This window comes from Streptomyces sp. NPDC058964 (assembly GCF_042741275.1).
Classification (GTDB): domain Bacteria; phylum Actinomycetota; class Actinomycetes; order Streptomycetales; family Streptomycetaceae; genus Streptomyces.
Genome location: NZ_JBHYKH010000022.1, coordinates 16,003 through 39,805 on the forward strand (window position 1 = coordinate 16,003; position 23,803 = coordinate 39,805).

Sequence of the window (23,803 nt, forward strand, 5' to 3'; positions counted from 1 at the left end):
CTTCAAATGCATCACTCTTGGTGAGGTTTTGGCCATGCCTTCCGGGTGGTCGTGCGAGCACTGCAAGGGACGCTCGTGGAAACGGTGGGGGATGAGCGCGACGTCTGTGCGTGTCGGGCGCCGTCGGGTTATGTCGGGCGGCAGTCAGTAGAGGGTGCGCCTGAGAGGGCGTTCGGCAGTGACCCGTTGTCAGTGGCGGGTTCAGGGTGACGCGGAAGACCGTTCCGTGCCGGGGAGTTCACGAACAGGGCATTGGAACCTCTCTTTTGGGGACAGAGTGGACCATTCTTATCAGGCGTGGCAGGAAGTGCTGGCCGAGGAGTTCTTCGGACGACAGCACGCAGGCCACCCGACGCTGTTCTACATCGACGACGAAGTGGAGCAGGAGCTCAGGCACGGACACGGCATGGAAGAGCCCCTTGCCCAGTGCGTGGGCAGGTTCCTGCGGTTGGGGACCGCGGAACCGTACCGTGCGCTGGAGGACTACCGCTGGCGTATGTGGCAGCAGGACAAGGACGGCGTGCCCGCCTTCCTGCCGCTGCTGGCCTGCTCGGTGATCGCCGCGTCCCGGATGGTGAACGACCGGAACCACCGGGCCACCGCCTACCATGCCCGCTTCTCCCAGTTGTTGACCGGCGACGAGAAGCGACTGGGCAGCCAGCAGTACGAGCCCATCTCCCGCATGTGGCAGGTGCTGGCCTCCTGGCAGCACAGCCAGAAGGGCGCGCGGGGCCTCTGCACTCTTCCCGCCCCCGCCGACCTGCCCTCCAACCGAAGCATGATCGGGTTCGCCCAGTCCCAGTCGCTCCTCAGCGGCGCCGACCGGTCCTTCCTGCCGAAGCTCTTCCGGTCGTTGCGGGAACACGGCACGACCTGGCCGCTGCCGGGGGAGACGCTGCTGGCCCAGATCGAGATCCGGGGCATGGAGCAGCACTTCTCCAAGGGCTTCTGCAACGCTCTGCAGGAGGAGGAGTTCCGTCCCTTCCTCGCCAAGCTGATCGGCAACTACGCCGCTTCCTGGGACGGTTCGGACGCGCTGGTGCCCACCGGTGTCACCCGGGCCGAACTGCTGGTGCGGCTGGACGCGGGCCGTCTCAGGTGGGTGGCGCGCCTGCGCTCCGCGGAGCAGAAGAAGCGCATCGAGCTCAAGGACGGCGTCGTCCTCGATCAGCTCGGCGACACCGCCTACTATGAGGTGACGGGCTTGCCCGCCCCGAGCGCGGACACCCTCACCCGGGGTATCCGCCGCGACGGGGACAACCTGGTGCTCAGCCGCCCCTCCTCCTCCGTCCTGGTGCTCGCGCGGGACGACGTGCTCGGCATCTGGGCCGGCACCGACGGCTTTCGCCCGGGAGAGGCGCACGTGGTGCTCGCCGCCCCGACCGCGCAGCGGGACGTGCAGCGGCTGTTGGACAAGGCCGCGACCACCGGCCGGAGCGCCGACACCAGCAAGCTGGCCTGGGTGCCGCAGGGCTGGTCCCTGCACAAGCCCGTCACCTTCGACGACGCGGTCATCCTGCGTCGGGCGCTCCGGGAGGTCCAGGGCGCGGTCGGCCTCCTGCAGCCCCCGGCCCAGTTCAAGCTCCGCCTCGAGGGCGGTCTGAAGCTCGCGCCCTCGCTCGATCCCCACCTGTATCTGCGGGGAGGCGAGCCGCAGGTGGTCCTCCCGGACGCTGTGGAAGGCACGGGCACCCTCCTGATCGACGGAGAGGAGCGGCCCGAGCTCAGGAAGAGGATCGCCGCGGGCCGCCCCGTCCCCCTGGCCGTGCTCCGGCTGGAGCCGGGCCGCCACACGGTGAGCTACGCAGGCGCCGAAGTCGGCTTCGCCACCGCGGACCAGGCCGTCGTCGAACCGAGGATGACCAAGGTCTGTGGCTTCACCGTCGTGGACGGCAAGGCCTCGGAGTCGCCCTCTCTTCTCTTCGAGCAGACCCTGTCGACCGGCATCACCGGTGCCGACTGCACGGGCGCCACCACCCAGGACGCGACAGCAGCGATGGAGCTGTGCCGTCGTGACGCGGACGAGGTCCTGTTCGCGGCGGCCGACGGTCGACTGTGGACGTTGGAGGCCCCGGAACAACCGGACTGGTGGGCAGAACGTCTTGCCGACACCCCCGCCCCGCTCCGCTTCGAGGCCGACTTCCACGGCATCGGCGGCTGGCTCCTGGAGCGCCGGAGCGGACGCTGGAAGGGCCGCCCGGTGAACCCCGGAACACCGAAGCCGAAGACCGCCTGCAACCCGCGGGCCTGGACCCGCGCCGTCCTCAACGCCCAGCAGGCGTCCGTCGACCTCTCGTGGGCCGCGTACGTGCAGGCAGCGAAGGAGCTGGACCGATGACGGGACCGATGAGCAGCACCGAGTTCGGCGGGATCCTCCTGCGCTGGCTGAGCGAGAGCCGCAGCGGCAAGGCGTCCGCACTGCGCGACGGTGTCCGCAACCAGGCCCAGGCATGGGGCCTGGAGCTGGCGGAGTACGCCGACTGGGACTGGATGCGCAAGGTCGCAGCCCTCGGCTTCATCGACGTGGACCTGCGCGCCGACCGCTGGTCGGTCGCCCCGCCGGTGCTGACCAGGCTGCCCCACGCCGACGGGCTCGCCGTGCTGACCGGCGCGCGCACCGCGCGGATCAGTATGCGCGTCGAGGAGGCGGCGCAGGAGTGGATGGAACTGATCGCCGTCCCTCACCGGCCGGAGGCAGGTGAGGCTCCGCTGCCCGACACCCTCCTGTTCCAGTACGAGGACCCGCGGATCCTGTGGGAAGCGGCGGAGTTCTTCGGGGCCCGCTACGTCCCCTGCGCCGCCCTGCAGTTGATGGAACTGCTCCCGCAGGCGGCACCGGGCCCCGAGTCCGCACCGCCCGGTGGGAGCACCGCCGACACGCTGGAGAAGTACGAGTTGCGCCGCCAACGGTTCGTCCCCGTGGCACGGGACGACGAGGACGGCCTGTACCGGTGGCGCGGAGCCGACTACGCCCGCCTGACCCGCGTCCGTCGCAACGGCGTCTTCCACGCGGTGGAACGCGAGACGGGCATCTACCTGGAGCTCGCTCGCCGCCGCACCGGCGCGATGCGCTGGCGGCCGGAATCCGGCAAGGGACGCGCCGGCCTGGGCCGACTCTTCGTCGACCGGTACGCGCCCCTGCCCGCCCTGCATGAGCGCGCGGTCGTCCTGTGCAGCGGCTTCCCGCCCTCGACGGGCAAGCAGGCGCAGACCCGCGCGTACGACAACGTGCCGAGGGCGCTGGCCGAGGCGATCGCGGCCTCGCTGCAGCAGAACCTGGAGATCATGCCGCGACAGGTGGCGGCCACCGTCGGGAGGACCGAGTGAGCGCGGAACAGCGGACAACGGCGGTGACGAACACCGATGTCCAGGACGTCATGGGCACCTTCGACGACCTGCGCAGCGCGCTGTTCCGCTATTATGACACCCCCTTCAGCGTCGACGATCGTTCCGTCATGGAGGAACGGCGCAACCTGCTGGACCGGGACAACGGGGCGTGGCGCGACCCGCTGATCGAGCTGCGACCGCAGTACGCCTCCCGGGGCGTCAGCATCGCGGAGTCCTTCGCGGAAGCAGGGGCACACCCCGATGCGGCCGATTTCGCCCGCTTCACCCTCCCCGACGGCGTGACCAGCCTCTACCAGCATCAGCACGACGCCTTGGTCGCCGCCTGCGAGGGCAAGGACTTCGTGGTCACCGCGGGCACCGGTTCCGGCAAGACGGAGTCCTTCCTGCTGCCCGTCCTCGCCGACCTGGTCGCCGAGTCCGCCCACTGGCAGGGCACTCGTGCGGTGCAGCGGGAATGGTGGCAGGGGGACGGCGACCACGTGCCCAGCCGACAGAACGAGCACGGGCATCCCGCGGCCATGCGCGTGCTGATTCTCTATCCCACCAACGCCCTCGCCGACGACCAGTTGGTCCGGCTGCGGAAATCGCTGGACAGCCGTGAGGCCCACGCCTGGCTGGACCGGAAGCGCAGCGGACACCGCTTCTACTTCGGCCGCTACACCGGAGCCACCCCTGTCTCCGGCAGCCGCGATTCCGAGCCGGCGACCTTCCGTCTCCGGCAGTACCTGCGAGAGGTCCAGGAACGGCAGCACAAGGCCGACGAGAAGCTCGACGAGGAGCTGCGGCCCTTCATCCCGCGCCTCGGCGGAGCGGAGATGCACGCCCGCTGGGACATGCAGGCCGCGCCACCGGACATCATGATCACCAACTACTCGATGCTGAACATCATGCTGCTCCGCAAGCAGGAGGAGCACATCTTCAGTGCCACGAGGAAGTGGCTCGAGCAGACCCCCGGCGCCCGCCTCACCCTGATCCTGGACGAGCTCCACATGTACCGCGGCACGGCCGGCACCGAGGTGGCCTACCTGCTGCGCAACCTCCGCCACCGCCTCGGCCTCGACAAGAACCCCGAGAAGCTGAGAGTGCTCGCAGCCTCCGCCTCCCTGGAGGCGGGCCGGGACGACGACTTCCTCGACGGGTTCTTCGCCCTGCCCGGCTCCCGGCGCGTGATCATCCCCGGAAAGGCGAGGGAGATCCACGGCGAGGGCGACCTGGCCGCTCACACCGAACGTCTCTCGCAGGCCGCGAAGGCTCCCGTCACCCAGGACGAAGCCGTCGCCCTGGCCCGAGAGACCGGCCTCGGTCCGGCGCTCCAGAGCGCACTCACTCCAGGCGGCAAGCCTCGTGCTCTGCCCGCCCCCGAACTGGCGGAGAAGCTCTTCCCGGGCGTCCCGAAGGAACAGCGCCAGGACGCTCTCCACGGCGTGCTGCGCATACTCGGCTCCGCACAGGACACCGAACTCCCCCAGCTCCGGGCCCACTTCTTCTTCCGGAACATCGAGGGCATCTGGGCCTGCTCCGATCCGAACTGCCCCCACATCCCCGTGGAGCACGGCCCCGAACGCCGGGTCGGCCGGCTCTTCGCCGAGCCCACCTCCCGCTGCACCTGCGGCGCCCGCGTGCTGGAGCTTCTCTCCTGCCAGGCCTGCGGCGACCTCATGCTCGGCGGGTACGCCAGCCCCAAGGACACCCAGCGGCGCAAGTTCACCGGTGCACTCCACACCGACTTCCCGGACCTGGACCTGCTCCCCGACGAGGCCAGCGGCGCACCCACCGCGGCGAACTACATCGTGTACTGGCCGCGCACCAAGGGCCTCGGCCTCGACGACCCCAGTTGGCACGCGGGCCTGTCCGACGGCGGGCCACAGGTCGAGTTCGCGTTCCGTCGCAGCGCCTACCAGCCCGCCACCGGCCGCCTGGAGAACCGGGACGTCCAGCACACGGGATGGTCGTTCCACATCTCCGTGCCCCTGGACAAGGAGGGCAGGAAGCCGGCCTACGACCCGGCCCGGCTGCAGGCCTTCCCCACCCGCTGCCCCGCCTGCGGCGACGACTGGGAGATCAAGTACGACAGGGACGGCCGTTTCGTCCCGCTGGAATCGCCTGACCGGCTGCGCAACGCGCCGGTCCGACGGATGCGCACCGGATTCTACAAGATCAACCAGGTGTTGGTGACCGAAGCGCTCGGCCACCTTCCCGATGGCCGGCGCAAGGCGATCGCCTTCTCCGACAGCCGTGACGACGCCTCCGAACTCGCCAGCGGTCTTGCCCTCCGCCACCACCAGGACCTTCTCCGCCTGCTCAGCGCCCAGGCCGTCGAGAGCCAGGGGGATCCCTTCGGAGACCTTCAGACGGTGAAGGGCCACTACGCCGGTGAGCCGGTCGATCGTGCGGCTGCCCGCGCCGCCGTGGCACGGATGCGGGACCGCGACCCGGCGGACTGGGGACGCCTGAAGGCGATCCTCACCGACGACCTCGACGCGGAACCGGAACTCCTGCCGGACCTGGAGCGGAAGTTCTCCGAACTGCCCTCCCTGGACGACCTCGCCTCCGACCTCGAAGGCATGCTGCTGAAGTACGGCACCAATCCCGCCGGTCCCGCGGCCTCGCTCCAGCAGACCTCGGCCGGACAGCCCTGGACCGCGCTCTACAACTGGGAACGGGATCGGGCAGCGGTGACGGAGACCCAGGCGCAGGAGGATCTCCTCAGCCGCATCCGTTCCCGCCTCCGCCTCGAGACCATCGGCAGCCTCTTCTCCGGCGGCGGCCGTGACTTCGAATCGCTCGGACTCGGCTGGCTCTGCCTGCGCGACGACCGCTCACCCTTGGAGATCGGCCCGGACAGCGACCAGGCCGTGGCGCGTGCCAGCCTGCGGATTCTCGGCCTGATGCGGCGCTTCACCCGGATACGGGCCTCGCTGCAAAGGCCGCCCGCGCCCCTGAAGCGTTTCTGGACGCAGGTGGCCGAACGTCAGGGCACCGATCTGCAGACCATCCAGGACCGGGTACTCGGCGTGTGGAAGGACGCCGTGGTCGACTACGTCATCAAGCCGGAGAAGGTGGCACTCCGCCCCGGCGAGAACAAGACATGGACGTGCCGTTCCTGCCACCGGCCGCACCTTCACCCGGGCGCGGGGCTGTGCACCAAGTGTCAGACTCCGCTGCCCGCCGTGCCTCAGCAGTACGACGGAGTCCTCGAAGACGACTACTACGCATGGAAGGCCGCCCACCGCACCGGTGACTTCCCCCTGCGAACCGCGGAACTGACCGGCCAAACGGACCGGTTGGAGGCCCAGCGTCGGCAGAGCCTCTTCCAGGACGTCTTCCTCGGCGACAACGACGTTCCACAGGCGGACGGCCTGGAACTGCTCTCCGTGACCACGACCATGGAGGCCGGAGTCGACATCGGCCCCCTCAACACCGTGATCATGGCGAACATGCCGCCCACGCGCTTCAACTACCAGCAGCGCGTGGGGCGTGCGGGCCGACGCAACAGCCCGGTCGCCGTAGCTCTCACCGTCTGCCGTGGCCGCAGCCACGACGAGCACTACTTCGCTCGACCGGAAGCGATCACCAACGATCCGACTCCGCCGCCCTACCTGGTCCTCGGCATGGTTTCCGTCTTCCGCCGGGTCCTGCTGGGAGAGGTCCTGCGCCAGGCTTTCGAGCCCCTGCAGCCGGAGGACCGCCGGAAGGGGCCGGACATGACGACCAACGTTCACGGACAGTTCGGCCTCGCCGCCGACTGGCCGACGCACCGTTGCACCGTCCGCCGCTGGATCGCCGAACATTCGGAGCGCATCAGGGCCGCTGCCGCCGCACTCCGGAACGGAACACCGGAGAACGTCGCCGCCCTCGACCCGGTATCCGCCATCGGCGAACTCCTCGCTCAGGTCGACGAGGTGGCGACCCGGACGGTCGGCCACCCCGACCTCAGCCAGCGTCTGGCGGAGGCGGGCCTTCTGCCGATGTTCGGCTTCCCGACCCGCTCCCGCCTCCTCTACCGGAGCATCCCGCAGAAGACCTTCCCCTGGCCGCCGGCCGACTCCGTCAACCGCGACCTGGCCGTCGCCCTCAGCAAGTTCGCACCGGGCAGCGAAACCCCGCAGGACGGCCGCCTGCTCCGTTCCAGGGGAGTGGTCTCCCTCGTGCCGAGCGGCCGCGGAGTCCAGGCCGCCGAAGACCCCTTCGGACCGGAACAGTTGGTCGCCATGTGCCGGATCTGCTCCCACGTGGACCCGCAGGCCGTCGTCGACCCGGAAACCGGGAGCGCCGGCACCTGCCCCGCCTGCGGCGCGGAGAGCAAGTACTACAGGGCCGTCCCCTTCCGGGAGCCCGCAGGCTTCCGGGCTGCCCACGAAGCACGGGACTACGACGGCTACCGGGAGATCGGCTCCAACGCCACCAGCGCGCGTACCGCCACCGACCTGGAGAAGACCGCCCCGCGCATCCACCGTGCCGCCGACGACTGGATGGTCGTCCACACCGGCAGCGGCGACCGCTACATCGTCAACACCAACGCCGGAAAGCTCTTCAGGTTCGTCAAGAACACCGGCCCGTGGCGCGGATACCTGGCGCTGGACAGCCCCAAGGCGGAGGCCGACCTGGAGATCGCCCTCGGCGCCACCCAGCACACCGACATGCTCTTCATCGGAGCCAAGGGCGCCCTCGACACGATCCGGGGCCTCCGCTTCGACATCTCGAAGTCCCAGCAGATCGACGGCTTCCCCGAGGCCTACCACGGGCGGCGCGCCGCCTGGTACTCGCTCGCGGCCCTGCTCCGCCGTGCCGCCGCCCCGCACCTGGACGTGCAGCCGGAGGAACTCCTCAGCGGCATCCACGGCTCGGACGCCCCGGTGGCAGCTCCGGTCATGGCCTACCTGGCGGACAGCCTCGACAACGGAGCGGGCTTCAGCACCTACCTCGGTTCGCAGGACCACATCGAGGAGTTCCTCCAGGCTGTCGACCGCTACGTGCACGACCTGGAGGCCGACCGCCATGCGCTGAACTGCCGCAGCTCCTGCTACGCCTGCCTGCGCGACTACGCCAACATGCGCCTCCACCCGCTGTACGACTGGCGGCTCGCCCGCGATCTCACCGACGCCCTGCGCGGTCGGAAACTGCAGATCGATCCGAACGAACACGCCGTCCTGCTGAAGGGCTGGGCGGACGAGGAGCCCAACGTCAGTCTGAAGGAGACCGCTGTCGGACCGGTGGCGCTCTTCACGTCGGACTTCACGGGCGAGCCCGTCGCGGTCGCCGTCAAGCATCCTCTGGAGTCCGCCGCCGATGAATGCGGGAACGAACGGCTGCGGGCCCTGCGCAACGAGGTCCTTGATGGAGGCCTCGCCACCAGGATCGCCTTCGCCGACTCCTACAGTCTGGACCGGACCCCTGCCGCGGTGATCGAGCAGGTGCACATCTTCGCGGAGGAGCTCTGATGGCGTCAGGAATCCCGCTGGGAGCGGGCCACGACGAGCAGGCCCACCGGGAGGAGCTGCGGCAGCGCGAGATCGCCCGCCGCCTCGCCCTTCGCCAGGCCCGCGCCCAAGGGCGGACCGTGGGGAAAGCCCCGCAGGACGCGAAAGGCGCGGGCGGCCCTGCTCCGGTCGTTCCGCCGCAGAAGCAGCCGGAACCGGAACCGGCCGTGACCCAACCGGTCCCCGAAGGATTCACCGACCGACATGCCTGGGAGCGCGCCCGCTCCTTCGCCGAACTTGTGCTGCCTGACGCGCTGAATGCGGAGCCCGGGACGCTTTCCGCGCGGAAGCTGGCGCGAGCCGCGGCCGATGCGGCGTCCCGGCAGGAAGATCCGGTCTCGGGCGTCTCCCTGCTCGCGATGGCGCAAGACCATGGGCTGGACGTCTTCGACGGACGACTCGACGAACGCGCCCGCGCCCTGTTGGAGGACAAGCCGCTGCCGCTCCTGGGCGAGCCGGGCAGTATGTGGCAGATCTACCAGGACGACCGTCGCCTGATGGAGACCAACCTGCCGGCCCCTCGGCAGAGGGCGCTCCTGGCAAATCTTCCCCGGCCGCTTCTCGACGACTACATCGACGAGGAGTGGATCGGCGCGGTCCCGGAGCGCGATGGCACCTCTCGTGCCGCGTACTTCCGCGCCCGTCTGGACCCGGCGTCCCTCACCGACGAGGAGATGGACCTATTGGCCTGGCCCCTGGAACGGGAGCGCCGGGAGGCGGGCTCGGGGACGGAACCCGGCCGTGACTGGCCGCAGGACTGGCGTCTGCTGGTCAGGCTGCAGGCCAACGACGCCAAGGCGATCACTGAGGAGTGGACCGACCTCCTGCCGCCGACGCATAAGCTCCTCGACGCGCTGCGCGAGGTGCGGCGTACCGGAGAGGTACCGGACGACCTCGTCGCCGACGAGCGACTGTGGGTCCTCCTGGAGCGGATCCGCCCCGGCGTGCGCAGCGCGAGCAACAGGAAGTTCAATGGCTGGATCGGCGTGCGGACCCTGGTCAGGGCCGTGCGGCAGATGCACCGTGCCCTCCTCCGCGGGGACAACGAGACGGCGGACCAGCGGAGGAAGGCGGCGCTCACCGTGGCCGCGAGGCTCGGGCCCCACTCGCAGCCGGTGCGCTGGGAGGCCCGAAACGTCCACGCCTACCTGAGTGCCGGTCAGGAGATGAAGCAGTCCCTCGAACTCCTGGAGCAGGACGCAGAAGGCCGTCCCCCGGTGCCGGACCAGCTCGGCGGAGGTGTCGTGGCCGTGCTGCGGAAGAACCGGAGCTACCTGGAGGATCGTCCCATCGGAGAACGGGACCAGCCCCTCAATCCTTATCTGGTGCTCGGTGTGCCCGACGGGGCGGACGACTGGAAGAAGGCCTGGCGAGCCCTGAGGAAGGAGCTCGACGACAGCGGCCGCGTCCGGATCAACCGGGCTAAGGACATGATCGAGAAGGCCGAGCGCGAGCAGCAGGAAGTGCCCTCGTTCGCGGTCCCGCTCGCCCCGCACCGCTGGAAGGACCACACCGGCACGAGCCCCCGGCTGGAACTCCCGCCCGAGCCTTTGCGAAGGCTCACTCAGCCGCCCACGGACAGCGACCGCGCGTGGTCTCGCACCGAGGCGGCCCGAGAAATAATCGCCAGGGCGACAGAACGCCTTTCGCCGGCTGCTGAAGGCCCCGCAGCCCTTGAAGACCCAGAGAGCAGCACATCGTGAACAACGGAGCCGGTAAAGGCAACAGTGGTTCTGGCCCCCGTGACGGATCCCCGCGGAGCCGGGGACGTGGGCCGAACAGCGGAAGCGTGCGAAAGCGTGGCGAGCGCAGGGCGGCCGAGGCTGCTCCCTGGCGATTCACCAAGAGCCAATTGCCCGAGTTCACGCCCGGGTCCCTGGACGCCGCCGCGATCCTGAAGTCGGTCAACGACACGCTCCTGCCCGTGGTGGAGAAGGAGTTGGAGGAGGCGACGGAGAAACTGGGCGCAGCTCTGGCCGGCAAGGAGACCGAGGCCGATCTTGTCTCCGCCCTGCGGACCGAGCTGATGCGCCGAGTGCTTCCCCAGTTCACCGAGGCGGTACGCAAGGGTGTGCTGGAGAGCATCCGCACACGTCAGATGCACCTGGCCCAGATGGCCGTCCTGCACCGGCAGGCGCTGGACGCGAAGACCCTGCAGGTGATGCTGACCCGCCTGGAGGACGAGACGGCGAAGGCCGGCTTGCGGGTCGTCGGTGACACCGGTGATCAGTCGCTGTTCAACGTCGTGGAGGACGAGCCCGGCGTGATGAAGAGGGGCCCGGTCACCTTTGAACTGGTCGCGCCCGCCTATGTCGACAAGGAGTCCGGGAAGCTTGTCGAACGCGGCTGGCTGCGGGCCGTTGCCAAGACCTCACCCCGGGAAATGAAGCCCAGGCAGAGGCGAAGAGCGGCCCATGGTGAAGCGGGGAGGAAACAGCCGGAGAAGGAGGCTCCTGCACAGCAGGAGAGGAAAGGGCACCACCGGGGCCAGGATCCCGCAAAGCAGCAGAACAGAGACAACGGGCGGCGGCGAAACAGTGGGCCACCTCACCGCTCCGGAGGGAACGGGGACCGCCAGAACAGGCAAAGGGGAACGCGATGACTTTCGGTATCGACTTCGGCACCAGTAACTCCGTGGTGGCCCACTGGAACGGCCACACCACCGAAGTAGTGCCGATCGACGGCGACAACGTCCCCGCCCAGTGGCAGATGTCGGAGTTTGAGCAGCTCTTCCCCTCTGTGCTGTCCGTCCGCGACCTCCAGCGCACCCTCTGCTTCGGCTGGGAGGCGAAGACCGGCACCAGCGAGCCGCTCGACGCCGTTAAGCGCATGCTCGGCACCCGCTCCGGTGCCGAGAAGGAAGGTGACACCGACGGTTTCGACGTCGCGGCCCAGCTCGAGGAACATCACGTCTGGGTCGGCTCGGAGAAGTTCCACAGCACGGTTGCGGCCGCCTCCCTCTTCAGCCGCATGAAGGAAGGCGTCTCCGCCCAGCTGCTCGACCTCTCCGACGCGGTCGTCACGGTCCCCGCCAAGGCCACGGGTGGCGCCCGGTACCGCACCCGTGCTGCGGCAGCGCTCGGCGGAGTGAAGGTCCGGGCCCTGCTCAACGAACCCACCGCAGCTGCCATCTCCTACGCCCACGATGTCCCGGTCCCCGGCCGTTTCCTCGTCTTCGACTGGGGCGGCGGTACCATCGACGTGACTGTTCTGGAATACGACGACGGCCTCTTCGAGGAGCAGACATCCCGCGGCATCACCGCCCTTGGAGGCTTGGAGTTCGACAACGCGCTGGCCAAGCTGATCCAGCAGAAGATCGGCCTGACCGCGGATCAGCTCACCAAGGCCGAAAGGCGCCGGTGGCGCCGGTCAGTCGAGTTGACGAAGATCGCCCTGTCGTCCGTGCCGATGGACGGCGCGCTCTTCTTCGACCTCCCGGTCGGCCTTGCCCCCTCGATCTCGAGGCGTGAGGTCAGGATCAGCGCGGTCGAGTACACCGAGGCGATCAGCCCGCTCATCACCCGCGCCCTGGAACCGGTCCAGCAGGCCTTGGAAGACCTGGCCATCACCGCGGACGACATCGACTCCGTTCTGATGATCGGCGGCACCTCGCAGATCCCCCAGGTGCGTCACGCGCTGGGCGAGCTCCTCGGGCACGACCGCATCGTCGACAGCGGCCTGTGCCGGCCCATGACCGCCGTCGCGCGAGGCGCGGCCATATACGCGGCCTCCCTCGACGGCGAACTCGGCGACGACAGCGACTTCTCATTGGTGACCAGCTACGACCTGGGCGCGGCCGTCAGAGCGGGCACACAGAAGGGCTTTCGCGTCATCATCGGACGCAACGCCACGCTCCCTGCGGAGGGTTCGTCCACCTTCCAGCCGGACACGCCGGGCGCTTCCTTCGTGCGCGTGACGGTGATCGAGGGCGAGGCCGGCTACCCGGCCGACAGCGACCGTTCCTTCCCCCTGGCCAACATCGAGGTGGATCTCCCGACCCGCGAACAGGACGTCCGCCGGAACAAGATCCAAATCAAGTTCCGCTACAACGAGAGCGGCATCCTGCGCTTCACCGCCACCCACGCGGAGACCGGCGTGGTGCTCGCCGAGCGCGAGATCGACTCCTTCGGGCCCGACGGCACCCCACTGCAGCACGGCCTCGACAATGAGCTCACCCGCCTTTTGGCCCATACAGTCCGCCCGTTCGCCGACGGCTCCGCCAACGTCCGACACCTTTCGGCAGCGGAAACGGCCAACGCCCGCCCCGCACCGATCGACATGTCCGTGCGCGTGGTGGAGGCCGACCCGGCCGTGACGGTCAACGGCGAGCCGCAGGGCTTGGTGACGGGGGGACTTTGACCATGCCTGGGCGCGGGGCGGAGCACGCACCCAGCCCAATGAAACTGGCGTGGCCGCTATCAACGCGCACGGCGTCGTGATCGAATGCGGCTGGACCCGTGGCATCGAGGAGACGATGTCATGGCTGGCAGGACAGCCGTCGGCGGATCGACCTGGCATTCGTCGACGCACCGCTGGTCGTCGACAACCCGTCGGCCAGCGGCCCTGCGAGCGGGAGGTCGGTCGGCGGTACGGCCGTTGGAAGGTGAGCGCGAACAGTACCAACCAGAGCTCTCCGCGACAGGCGGAGTGCTGCTGCGGGAACGGCTGGAGGAGTCGGGCTGGTTCTACGACGACGGCAGGGGCGGGCCGCGGGACGGCGGTCTGGTCTTCTCCGAGTGCAATCCGTACACGACCCTGGTCGGAGCCGCCGAGCTGGGCTACGACCAGGAACGCCCCACGTACAAGCGTCGACCGGCACGAGTTCCGACGGCAGAGTGGCGAGCGGTACGGGCGGCGGAGTGCGACAGGCTGATCGGGCACATGGCGGGCCTGGCCACCGCCGATCCGCCCCTCCTGCTCTCCTCTCACTTGGTCTCCCGTCAACTGCTCTCCGAGCCCTCACCTCAGAAGGCGGCTGACTACAAGCATCGGGAGGACCTCATCGACGCGCTGCTCTGTGCGTGGACGGCCGCACTGTGGTACTACCGGCACGGACTGGTGCGCTGCCAAGTGCTCGGGGCGGACGGCTCCCTGCCCCGGGACAGGCTCCCACCATCATCGCGCCTGCCCGCCTTGAACAGCGGCGTGACGGTGAGACGAGGTCAATCGAGGGAAATCAGCCGCTCGACGGTTCGTCACCGGTGGCGTCACGGCACTGATCGCCATCTTCCCCCCGTCACGTGTTGAGTGTGAACAGGCGACTGACCAACTCCGGGTAGGTGAGGCCTGTTTCGGCGAGAATCTTCATGAGCGCTTCCGGCGGGCCCTTCTGCAGCGGGGCCGAACTGACGCGGCCGGGCACTGCGGAAAGGTCGCCGCCGCTGAACCGTGATTCCGGTGTGGCAGGGGGGCGTACCTGGTAGGTGAACCAGACGCGTGCCGGGGGATTCAGCAGGACCAAGTAGGGGTCCGACCACGCCATGAAGGCCCAGCGGTTCTTGCTGCGGGCTCGTACAAGCACGCCGTCGGCGTGGTGCCGCCCGAGTCGTTCGGCGGCCTTGGCCACGACCGGAAGCGGATTGCCGAAGGAGCCCGTGATCTCCCAGAGCCCGTCCTCGCACGCGACCGACCAGCCGGCCGCAGTGAGCCCCTCGATCGCCTCCGCGTAGGGGTCGTGTTCCTGCGCCAGAGTGATGAGTCTGTCCACCTCACTCCAAGGCGCGACGCGGGCGAGCGCCCGCTCCGGGGGGATCATCAGGTCTTCCGCCTCGGCGGGCTCGGCGCGCGATCATCGCCTTGCTGCCGTGCCAGGCATGGGCCGCCAGTACGTCGTGCTCGCCGCCGCCGGTGAACGTGGCGTCCTGGACGAGCAGTGTCATCACCACGGCCGCCACTGCGTCCAGCCGTCGCCGGGTCTCGGGCGGAGCATCGTGGTCTGCCTCGCCCCCTAGGTTTTCGGAACCGAGTGCTTCGAGAAGGCGGCTGAGTCCGTCGCGCCAGCTCTGGTCTTGTTCGTCCCAGACTCCGGCGGCCAGGAGCTGGACGTACAGGTTGGCCACGAGCAGCCGGACCGGAACCGGTGCTGCGGCTGAACCGTCAGGGCCTGTGAGTGTCGCGACCCAGCGCTGGGCCCAGGCGCGACAACGGGCACGCTGCTCTGGCGCGACGTACGGGAGGAGCGGCTCGCTCGTGGTAGGGAGGTCCACCTCCTCCGTCTCGCCCTCGTGCTCTTCGTCGTCCTCCCCCCGCACACCAAGGGTGACCGCCGACACGATCCACCGCGACGAGGGTGCCTGCGGCAGGTCGAGCTGCGAGGTGCCGAACGCCAGATCCGTCAAAGGCGCCCCGATCATCCGGCGGCAATCGGCGAGGTAGGTGTCCCAGCGGTCGACGCCGCTCGATGTCACCGAGCCCGCTGTCGTGTCTCCCGCCGGGCTCACTCGAGGAGCGGACGTTCCGGCGGTGAGCTCGCGCAGGCGCAGCAGATCGGTTTCGAAACGGCGTGCGGCACGCTCGTCGGCGAACAGGGTCTGCGCCGTGTAGTCGTATCTCAGCCGGGGACCGCTGTCGGCGCTGTGGCGCCGTGCGCAGTGCACGCGGCTGTACACGAAGACGACTGCGGATTCGGCGGTGGTGCCGTCAGGACGGGCGCACGTGGCGCGAACGGCCGCACCAGGAACCTCGGGCAGCGGGAAGGAACAGGCCGACGCCCCCGCCGGAATGATCCCGGTCTGCGTCCAGGAACCCGGTGAACCGTCCGGAGACGTGCTGATCACCACGGGCAGGGGCTGGGGGTGCGCCAGAGAGACGTGCAAGCCTTCGCTGTCCGTCTTCGCGCCCAGCAGGACGAGCGCGTGACCGGTGGACTCGAAGGGTCGGATGGTGCGGCCCCTCAGGCTCGCGAGTGGGGTGATGCGCCCCTGTTCGGGAAGCAGCGGCGCGGTGTCGGCGGCGATTACGGCGAGCTCGCAGTTGCCGCCGTCCCGGGTGCTGGTGCACAGCGCGGCGCGGGTCAGATTCGGGCTCCCGGTGAGAGCGTATCGGCGGCCGCCGGCCTGCCACTCGACGAATTTGCCGTGCCGCATCCGAGTCTCCTCAAGAAAACGGATCTCCGCGTCGAAGCCGCCGAGTGCCCTCTTGATCGCTTCGGCGTCGTAGCTGGACCAGCGAGGCTGGAGCCCGAGGATGGTGCGGCGGGGTGTCAGACGGCCGACCAGTCCGCCGAGGGCATGACCGGCCTCGTCGACGAACGGGGCGTACGCGTGCAGTTCGTCGACAGGACCGAGCGGCAGTTGGTCCAGCAGACTCTCCTGGAGGTTGTGCAGAAGCCGGGCACCTGATTCCGGTCCGGCCGGGGCGTTGACATGCCGTTCGGTCAGAAGCGCAGCCAGTTCCGCAAGATGACTCGCCGACCAAGGGGCCAGGTCCACGACGGAGGGCAGTGCCTCAAGCCAGTCGGCGAGGTCAGCCAGGAGCGCGTGGGAGTCGTCGTCCTCGGTTTCCACCACCGTCCACAATTCGTCGTTGGCACCCCAGCCGGACAGCGTCGGGTTCCCCGAACCCACTGCGAGCCGGCAGGCGTGTTCTCCGACCAGAAGGACGACCTTGGGGTGGAACGCACGCTGGCAGGAGGCCAGGCCGTGCAGATAACTGCGGCCGGCCATACGCACATCGACCGGGTCGTACAGCCCTTGGGCCGCATCACCGATCACCGCGGTGCGGGCACCCAGGCCACGGGCGACGGGTATGGCGACCTTCTCCAGGAAGGGGAGATCAACTGTGAAACCGAGGAAGAGCGCTTCGTGCAGTGCCTGCTGATCGCTGCGTTCGCTCCACTCTCTCAGCAGCGTGACGGGGGATGCGAACCGGGTGTGGTGTGCCGCGCTCATGGGTTTGTCTCCAGGATTCGCCGTCCCTCCGCGGTGACGGTGTGGCAGTTGTCGCGGACGGCGAAAAGCCTCAGCTGCGCCGCCAAAGAGCCCAGTTGGGGGATGCGGGTGCCGATGTCGGAGTCTCCTTCGTCACCGGTCTTGAAATAGCGCTCGTTGCGAAGGTGTAGACGGGAGAAGATCTTCAGCCCGCCGGTCACGGGGTCGGTGCGCAGCTTCGCGAGGGCGACTCTGCGGGACTGGGCGAGCATGTCGTCCACCAGCCGGGCGGCCAGGTCGCGGACCGGCCGGTCGGCGTAGTCGTCGATGAGGCCGTCGACCCACGTCGGGTCGAGGAACTCGGCCCAGCGCCGCTGACGGCCCAGAAAGACGGCCCGTACGTCGTCTGGCAGATGACCCTCTCGGGAGCGCAGCGCACCCACCATCAGGAGCAGCACATTGGTCATCGCGGCATCGGCGCCCTGCGTCAGGAGTTGCCGTTCGACAGGCAACAACTGACCTGCCGCGTTCTTGAGCGGAGGCAGGTCGTCCAGGACCCGCCGTACATTCGCATCCGGGGCCTGTTGCGCCAGCCAGTCGCGCAGTTCCTCGGCCGACCGGTCGGCCTCGCCGTCCTTGGAGCCGACACCGGCAACCAGCGCCGCCCACAGCCGACGCCAGGCGCCGACCGAGTAATGGCGCAGCAGCACTCCCCGCCAACCGGCCGTCTCGGGAATCGCCGCCAGAACGGGATCCGTTGTCGCCTCGCCACCGAAGGCCACCGTGGAACGCAGCGTCTCCTGATACCCGTCGCCCTCGTGACCGTGGAGATCGATCGCCCGGCCGAGGATACGGAGGGTCGCACGCCGAGTGCGGTCGGACGCCTCCCAGTCCCCCTGCGCGGGGGTTCCTCCGCCGCGAGTTGCGGTCAGCACGTCCGTCAGCCATTCCCGCTCGGCCGGACACGGGACGCCAAGAGCCGCCTGCCCCGCTGTCTCCAGGTCAGCGAAGGACACGACGTCCCGCGCCGCGAGTGACAGAAGAGGTGCGAAGAGCTCCTTGACCGCGGGAGGGCACGGATGCCGGCCGGGTCTGAGTACGCCGTCCCGGACGTCCACGGTGCCGAGCACCGTGGCGGGTCCGCCGTACTGGTCCCAAAAGCCCCAGCGGCGGGGTGAGTACGACTGGCTCAGCTGCTCCTCGTCGGCGGCTCGTGCGAGTTCCAGTTCCTCTGAGCAGAAACGCCGCACTCGATCGACCCCGTGGGCAAGCCATGCCGGATCTGTCTCCGTGTGGTGCTGGAGCGCCGCGAGGAGGACCTCGCTGCGGCGGACTGCCCGGCGGCATGCGGTGATGTCCCACGCGTTCCGTTCCGCGTGCGCCGCGATCGCTGCGTACAGCGAGTGGTAGCGGATGTAGCGGGTTACGGTGGACACTCCGGGAACCAACCGGTCCACTGCCCGCATCACCGGGCCCTCCACCGCCAGGGGATAGCGCCCGGACCGCACGCCCAATCCCTCGAGTGCCCATGCCGGCCCACGGACATCCGCTGTCACTCGCCACCCCTTGTCGGCTGCCGGAGCGTTGCATCGGGCAGGAGCTACCTGACCGTGCCTCAGAATAGATGCTGATTTCGGACGAGAGGCCAGCACCGTCGACTGGATTCGGGAAGTTGGCTGGACGCGCCCGATCTCGCCTCAAGGCCGTCCGCTACGTGGCTATCGTCAACGTCCGAGTTGGGTTCGGTGCTGACGCAGGCGATCGATTCACGAACCCCATGGGGCAATGCCGACAGACAGCGCATCACCGGGCTCCGCTATGACGTGTACATTCAGGGCGGTTGCAACTTCCCGGATCCCAGATGCCCTGCGGGAGCGCTGTGGTGAGGGCGACTCTGAAGTTGCTACACGGACGCCGGACGTCTGCGATCTTTCGCAGCGTGCGATTCCCGCGTGCCCCATGGGTCTTGTCGGCCCGCACCACGTGCCACCGGTCCCGGCCAGCATTGCAGGTGAGGGGCGCTGTCCCTCCGTTGTGATCCGTCAGTTCACCGGGAGACAGAGTCCGTAGCTGCATACACGAGGTTCATGCCGCTCTTGTCGGGCGTCAGCCGTAGGCTGTTGCTGGAGAACAAGGGGGAGATGATGACTGGCGATCGCAAGGCACTCGTTCCGGTGTGGACGCTGGCGACCGGTGATGTCCGGGTGCCGGCATTGGCCGGAGACGAGCCTATGACGGCTGCGCGCCTGGCTGAACTGCGTGGTGTGCTGGCCGCTCTGGCCGACGCGCCGATCGCCACACTTGAGGTGCATCCGCTGCCCGACAAGCTCGACCGCAGCCGAGGTATCCCGCTCGATGCCGCGAGTCCCCTGGCGCAGCACCTGTCGCAGTTCATCACGCAATCGACGCGAAGTTCCCTTACGGCGGCCAGGGCGACCGCTGCCGGCGAAAACCTGTATCGCATGGTGGTTCCGGCGAAGGTCGCCGCCCAGTTCGGTCAGGGCGTCGTTCGCCCGATGGCGTCGAAGGCGGCGGCCGGTGGCATCCACAGCGCACTTATGAACTCGACGGGCATCGCCGCCAATGCGACGTTCGTGCCAGTCGGTAAAGCGGCGGCAGCAGGGGCGGTCGGCGGAGCCGGTGCGACAGCCGGCGTCGCGGCCGCCGGCAGCGCGGCGCTCACCGTGGCCGCGCCGCTCGTGCTCATGGCCGTTGCGGTGGGCGTGAGCGCGCATGCCGACTTCAAGCGCCAGCAGGCTATCGAACACATCACAGAACTGCTGGAGCAGCTGCATGAACAGAAGCTCGAAGATGAGCACAGCGCACTCGACGGCTGCCGCGATGCCATCGACAAAGCCACCGCCATTCTGCTCGACCAGGGCAAGCTCGGAGTCTCCCTGGGATTGGACTCGGCAGTGCACGCCATCAACACGGCGCTGGGCGCCGCTGACCGCCGCCTTGCCCGGTGGCAGAGCGCACTCGACAAGCTACCTGAGGGCAAGTCCGTCGAGATCAGCACGCTGGCCAAGTCGTTCCCCGGCGTCGACGAGCATGGCGGCATGTTCCGCGCCCATCTCGAACTCGCTGCCCTGGCAATTGCGCTGAAGCGGCGGGTTGTTGTCCTGCAGGCTGTCGAGCATGCCCAGGACAACCCTGACAACTTGTTCGAGAACTTCACCCGCGAGCTCAAGCGCGACCAGCAGCGCCTCGACGAACTAGAGTCGAGCATTGCCGGTGTCCTGGAACGCTTGTCGGCGCTGGAGCTGGCAGGTCCGCAAGGTCTGCGGCCCGTCTTCACGGCCGGTGAAGTCGATCGCCTGATGGGAGCGGCAAACCGGATTCGCAAGCTGGGCGACGACGTCATGGTCAACAGCCGCACGACAGACGTGGCGATTGAGATTGCCCGCAACAAGGACGGCTCGGTGGTCGTGTTCCCTGCGCTGTCCCCGTAGGTGTAGGCGCGCTCGCACTCACGTGGTGCGGGGTTGCCCGAAACCTCGAACGCGATGGTGGCCCTACGGTCACGCGGTCGACGTAACTGAGGGTGATGCCGGCCTTTTGCGACCGGCCTAACTTGACCCAAGGTGAATCGGGCATGGGACGCTCCAGCTCATGCTGCCTGTGCGAGCTGTGAGACGCAGAGAGTGCTTGCATGGAAGCTGCGCGGACGAGCCATCCCAGGGGCGCAGCGCATCCCATCAAAATAATTGCGTGTGCATGTTCTCGGGGGATGATCTCGCGACTCGCGGGAACCTCAACATCAATCAGCCCTGTTGCGGCTGGTCAAAGGATCTCGTGAACGTCCCACAACGATTGACAATGCGGTGACGAGGGCCTCGACTTTACGGTCGCGGTCCTCGCTGCGTGTTCGTAGCTTATGGTGCTGCCCAGGGCGTCGTAGAGCGGGCCTTTCTTCTCGGCGGCGGTGGTTTGGATGCGCTGAGCAATATCTCCGAGACTCTCAGTGATCTGTCGGATCTGTCGGATCTGTTGAGCGTCGAGGCGGGGATTGCTTCTTCCGGAGGACGGCGGGGTGCGCGTCGAGCTTCTTCTGCGCTGCGTCCTTGTCCCGCCGGGCCTCGTTGATCCACTGGGTGACGACGGCGGGGTCGGCTCCGGCGTCCAGGGCTGCCTGTGGTGCTGCCGCGCACCTGGAGATCAGCCGCGACGACAACGACGGCACGGTTCACGCCGGCACCGACGGCATGCCCTCCCTGCTGCTCTTCGACACCACTCAACCGGTTCGAGCTGCCTGCCCATGGACACGGCGTTGCCCGCACCACCCGCCGGATGAGCCGCAATCCACCGGCGCGCGGCCCCGCCTTCACCTCCGCTGCGGCCTCGTCCGCCTCGGTGCCCGCCTGCTGCGCAGGCTCGCGTCCCTCGGCCCTCGCCTCGTTCGAAGGCTCGTCCGCGGCATCCGCGGGCGCCACCACCTGCTGGCGCGGCCGATCGGATCCGGCCTGCCGCATGTCTTCGGTCTCGGTCACGGCGCCCTCCCGTCGCTCATGACTGCCCCTGTCTCACGCTGTACCAGGTGTGTTCGCCGCCCGTGGCCACCGGCCCCGGCCGGTCGTCGCCGCACCCGTCAGCACGTCGCCCCCGGACGGTGAACCTGGCGAGACACCCGTGCCGATGCCACCGTAGTGCGCGCCGTGCCGCCCCGTTCCCGGTGCCCCTTGGGTACGGCCGCGTAGGCGGCCCTCAGGGTGCGGGCTCGGAAAGTCGTCGCTGCGGGTCAAGCTGTGTAGCGGTACTCGTTGATGAGGCCGCCGAGGACGCGCGAGCGCAGGAGTCGCGGTGTTGGGGCTTGTGCACAGCCGTGGGTTGCTGGTCGGCGCCGTCTTGGGCGGCTCCTCGCCCGAGGGCATCGCGGTGGCCGCCAAACACGCTCGACGTCCACCTCATCTGGGGCGAGCCGCTGGCCGCCGTGGCCGAGAAGCCCGACCGGGCTCGCGCCGCGGCTTCGACGCACGGCCGGACGCTGTACGGCATCCAACTGCACACCGTCGCCAGGAACATCTTCGAGGCCGCGTGGGCCGGGGCGGGCCGGCTGTTCGATCAGATCGACCAGGCCGAGATCGGCCGCATCCGGGCGAAACCGCGACGCTCGGTCAGCGGGGGACAGCGTCGCATGCTCGTGCTCAACGGCGGCTTGAAGGACGATCTGGAGATCGACCCCAACCTCTGGGCCGGCGCCGGGCTGGTGCGGGGCGGCGCCGGGACCGCCCGCGTGGGCTCGTTCACCGAGATCGCCGACCTGATGGAGGCGTAGCGCTCGGTCAGGGTCAGCGAGTTCGTGCTCTCGGGCCATCCCCGCCTCGAGGAGGCCTACCGTTCGGCGAGGGCGTATCGCCCGGGCTCGCGCGCCGGGGCCCGGGGCCAACCGGCCCCGGTCGTCCCGCACGCGTCGGTGCCGTTCGGTGCCGGCCCAGCACCCGTCGTGAGCTGAGCGTCGAAGGGGTCCTGCGGATTACGCCCGACTTGCCCCCGGCTTGCCGATGTTGCTCTACCGGACGCGCTGAGCGAGTTGGCCCGTTCAGGTGGGCAGCGGCGCTGCAGTCCTTGACCGGATGCGGCTCAGTGCGCTCCCGGCCACCGCCGGGGACCGTCCCGGTGCGTGCGCCGACCTCCAGGACGACGGGAGTCCCGTCGTCCGCCGACAGGCCGCCGGCGACTCGGCCGGCAACCGTGGTCCATCGGTTCGGACGTGCGGTCTCGGACCATCCGCCCGGTCAGGCGCTGGAGCCTGCCTGGTGCGCGCAGGGGCGGCACACCTTCCTTGGCGCTGCAACCCGACGGCAACGTCGTCCTGCACCGCACGCGAAAGGGCGCGGCCATCCGGTCCACCAGGACCTCGGGGCACCCCGCCGCCTACGCGATCGTGCAGGGCGAGGGAAGCCTCGTCGTCCACCGCCGACGGCCCCAGCGCGGGCGGAGTGCTCTGGTCCACCGGGATGTACGGCCGCGGCGCCTACGCGCCGTGCAGGACGGCGTCGACCCGGTGGTCTGTACGAGTCCGCGTGCGGCCGTGCCCGCCGGAGGCGTCCGGCCCTGCCTGCGCCCCGCGCCGCCGCGGCCCCCGTTCGCGGTCGGCCACGGGTGTTCTGCAATCAGTGGCCCGGCAAGTCCAGGCTGTAAGGTGGAAAACGGAATCAAGGGACTTATCGGGTGTCGGAGTGTGGAGCGGCGGTGCGCATGTCTCCTGCACCGGACGGCGAGGCAGTCGGCGGTGTTCCGCTTTGTGTCGGGGCCCGCCCTTGCGAGGTGCGGGACCGGTGACGGGCACGCGGGCCCGGAACCCGGCGTCGCACGGTGGCGCGCAAGCGCGGGGCCGTTCCGGGCGGAAGCTGTTGGATACCCTGCTCGACCTCGTTGACCAGGCGGTCGTGGTCTGCGACGCCTCCGGCGTGGTCCGCTGGTGCAACGGCCCGACCGGCGTCTTCTTTCCGGGCCTGCGGCAGGGGATGACGCCGGACCCCGCGGCAGCCGGACCCCTGGGGCAGGCGGTCGTCGCCTCCGCGGTGCGCTTCGATGGCGAATTCCTCGGTCGGCGGCTGACCGGCCGCAGGAGCACGGTGCAGGACTGCTCGGTGTGGCTCGTCAGTGACGAGACCGGGGTCCGCCGGTGCGGGGCCGAGCTACGAGCCGAGCGGTTCCGGGCGGCGTTCCTGAGCGAGGCGGGCCGACGGCTGGGGGCCTCCCTGCACCACGGCCGCACCGCCCGGAGCGTGGTGGAACTCGCCGTGCCGGCCCTGGCGGACGCTGCGCTGCTCGTACTGCCGCCGCGCGTGGGCCACGCGGACTGGCACCGTTGCGCCGCGCCGGGCGCGGCGGTGGAGTCGGGCGCCTTGCCGGCGTCCTCCCTCGAGCGTGTGCCGCAACTGGCGAGGGCCCTGGCGGGCCTGTCGCCGCGGCCCGCCTCCTGCCGGCCGGGCGGGCTCGGCGCGCTCGGCGGTGCGGCGCCGCCGGAACCGGGCAAGGGAGGGGAGTCGCGGGTGTCGGGACAGCCCGGGAGCGGGGGCCCCGGGGGGGGGCGGGGTGTCGTGCGTTGGGCGCGATCCGCGGGGGGGGGGGGGGCGCCCCCCCCGCCGCCCCCGCCCCCGA

12 protein-coding genes and 1 pseudogene are annotated in these 23,803 nt (G+C 69.4%); 10 read left to right on the plus strand and 3 right to left on the minus strand.

The window, feature by feature from the left end; all coding sequences use genetic code 11:
• Window positions 1-277: 277 nt before the first annotated feature.
• From ACFW2E_RS04935 to ACFW2E_RS04965, 7 genes are all read left to right on the plus strand, one after another.
• The gene (locus tag ACFW2E_RS04935) at window positions 278-2,338 is read left to right on the plus strand and encodes a hypothetical protein (RefSeq protein ID WP_384461466.1); all 2,061 of its coding nucleotides are present in this window, start codon (window positions 278-280) and stop codon (window positions 2,336-2,338) included.
• On the plus strand, window positions 2,335-3,327 hold the full coding sequence (locus ACFW2E_RS04940) for a hypothetical protein (RefSeq protein WP_384461469.1): 993 nt from the start codon (window positions 2,335-2,337) through the stop codon (window positions 3,325-3,327). The genes ACFW2E_RS04935 and ACFW2E_RS04940 overlap by 4 nt, the downstream gene beginning before the upstream one ends.
• Window positions 3,324-8,789 carry a DEAD/DEAH box helicase gene (locus ACFW2E_RS04945; protein ID WP_384461472.1) on the plus strand — a complete coding sequence of 1,822 codons (5,466 nt, stop codon included), beginning with the start codon at window positions 3,324-3,326 and terminating at the stop codon, window positions 8,787-8,789. The genes ACFW2E_RS04940 and ACFW2E_RS04945 overlap by 4 nt, the downstream gene beginning before the upstream one ends.
• Window positions 8,789-10,531, plus strand: coding sequence for a hypothetical protein (locus tag ACFW2E_RS04950; protein ID WP_384461476.1), 1,743 nt, complete (start codon window positions 8,789-8,791; stop codon window positions 10,529-10,531). Before ACFW2E_RS04945 ends, ACFW2E_RS04950 begins: the two co-directional genes overlap by 1 nt.
• Before the next feature lie 86 nt (window positions 10,532-10,617).
• Window positions 10,618-11,430 carry a hypothetical protein gene (locus ACFW2E_RS04955; protein WP_384461479.1) on the plus strand — a complete coding sequence of 271 codons (813 nt, stop codon included), beginning with the start codon at window positions 10,618-10,620 and terminating at the stop codon, window positions 11,428-11,430.
• Complete coding sequence (locus ACFW2E_RS04960) at window positions 11,427-13,187, plus strand: Hsp70 family protein (RefSeq protein ID WP_384461482.1); 1,761 nt, start codon at window positions 11,427-11,429, stop codon at window positions 13,185-13,187. The genes ACFW2E_RS04955 and ACFW2E_RS04960 overlap by 4 nt, the downstream gene beginning before the upstream one ends.
• 120 nt (window positions 13,188-13,307) lie before the next feature.
• A complete protein-coding gene (locus tag ACFW2E_RS04965; RefSeq protein ID WP_384461484.1) occupies window positions 13,308-14,075 on the plus strand; it encodes a hypothetical protein in 768 nt (255 codons plus the stop codon).
• On the opposite strand, the gene ACFW2E_RS04970 is transcribed toward ACFW2E_RS04965, so the two are convergent.
• From ACFW2E_RS04970 to ACFW2E_RS04980, 3 genes are read right to left on the minus strand one after another with little or no spacing between them, the layout of a single operon-like run.
• Window positions 14,065-14,535 (minus strand): hypothetical protein, encoded by a 471-nt coding sequence (locus ACFW2E_RS04970; protein ID WP_384461487.1) that lies wholly within the window; start codon window positions 14,533-14,535, stop codon window positions 14,065-14,067. The genes ACFW2E_RS04965 and ACFW2E_RS04970 overlap by 11 nt on opposite strands.
• 1 nt (window position 14,536) lies before the next feature.
• Complete coding sequence (locus tag ACFW2E_RS04975; RefSeq protein ID WP_384461490.1) at window positions 14,537-16,717, minus strand: hypothetical protein; 2,181 nt, start codon at window positions 16,715-16,717, stop codon at window positions 14,537-14,539.
• Window positions 16,714-18,132: a hypothetical protein gene (locus tag ACFW2E_RS04980; protein WP_384461493.1), complete on the minus strand. Its 1,419-nt coding sequence runs from the start codon at window positions 18,130-18,132 to the stop codon at window positions 16,714-16,716. Before ACFW2E_RS04980 ends, ACFW2E_RS04975 begins: the two co-directional genes overlap by 4 nt.
• Window positions 18,133-18,840: 708 nt before the next feature.
• Between ACFW2E_RS04980 and ACFW2E_RS04985 the strand changes: the two genes are divergently transcribed.
• The 3 genes and pseudogenes from ACFW2E_RS04985 to ACFW2E_RS04995 all read left to right on the plus strand — a co-directional run.
• A complete protein-coding gene (locus tag ACFW2E_RS04985) occupies window positions 18,841-20,148 on the plus strand; it encodes a hypothetical protein (RefSeq protein ID WP_384461499.1) in 1,308 nt (435 codons plus the stop codon).
• Window positions 20,149-21,518: 1,370 nt separating this feature from the next.
• Complete coding sequence (locus ACFW2E_RS04990) at window positions 21,519-21,971, plus strand: LLM class flavin-dependent oxidoreductase (protein ID WP_384461502.1); 453 nt, start codon at window positions 21,519-21,521, stop codon at window positions 21,969-21,971.
• Between the two features lie 1,078 nt (window positions 21,972-23,049).
• Window positions 23,050-23,803: pseudogene (locus ACFW2E_RS04995) on the plus strand (serine/threonine-protein phosphatase); the annotation flags it as partial.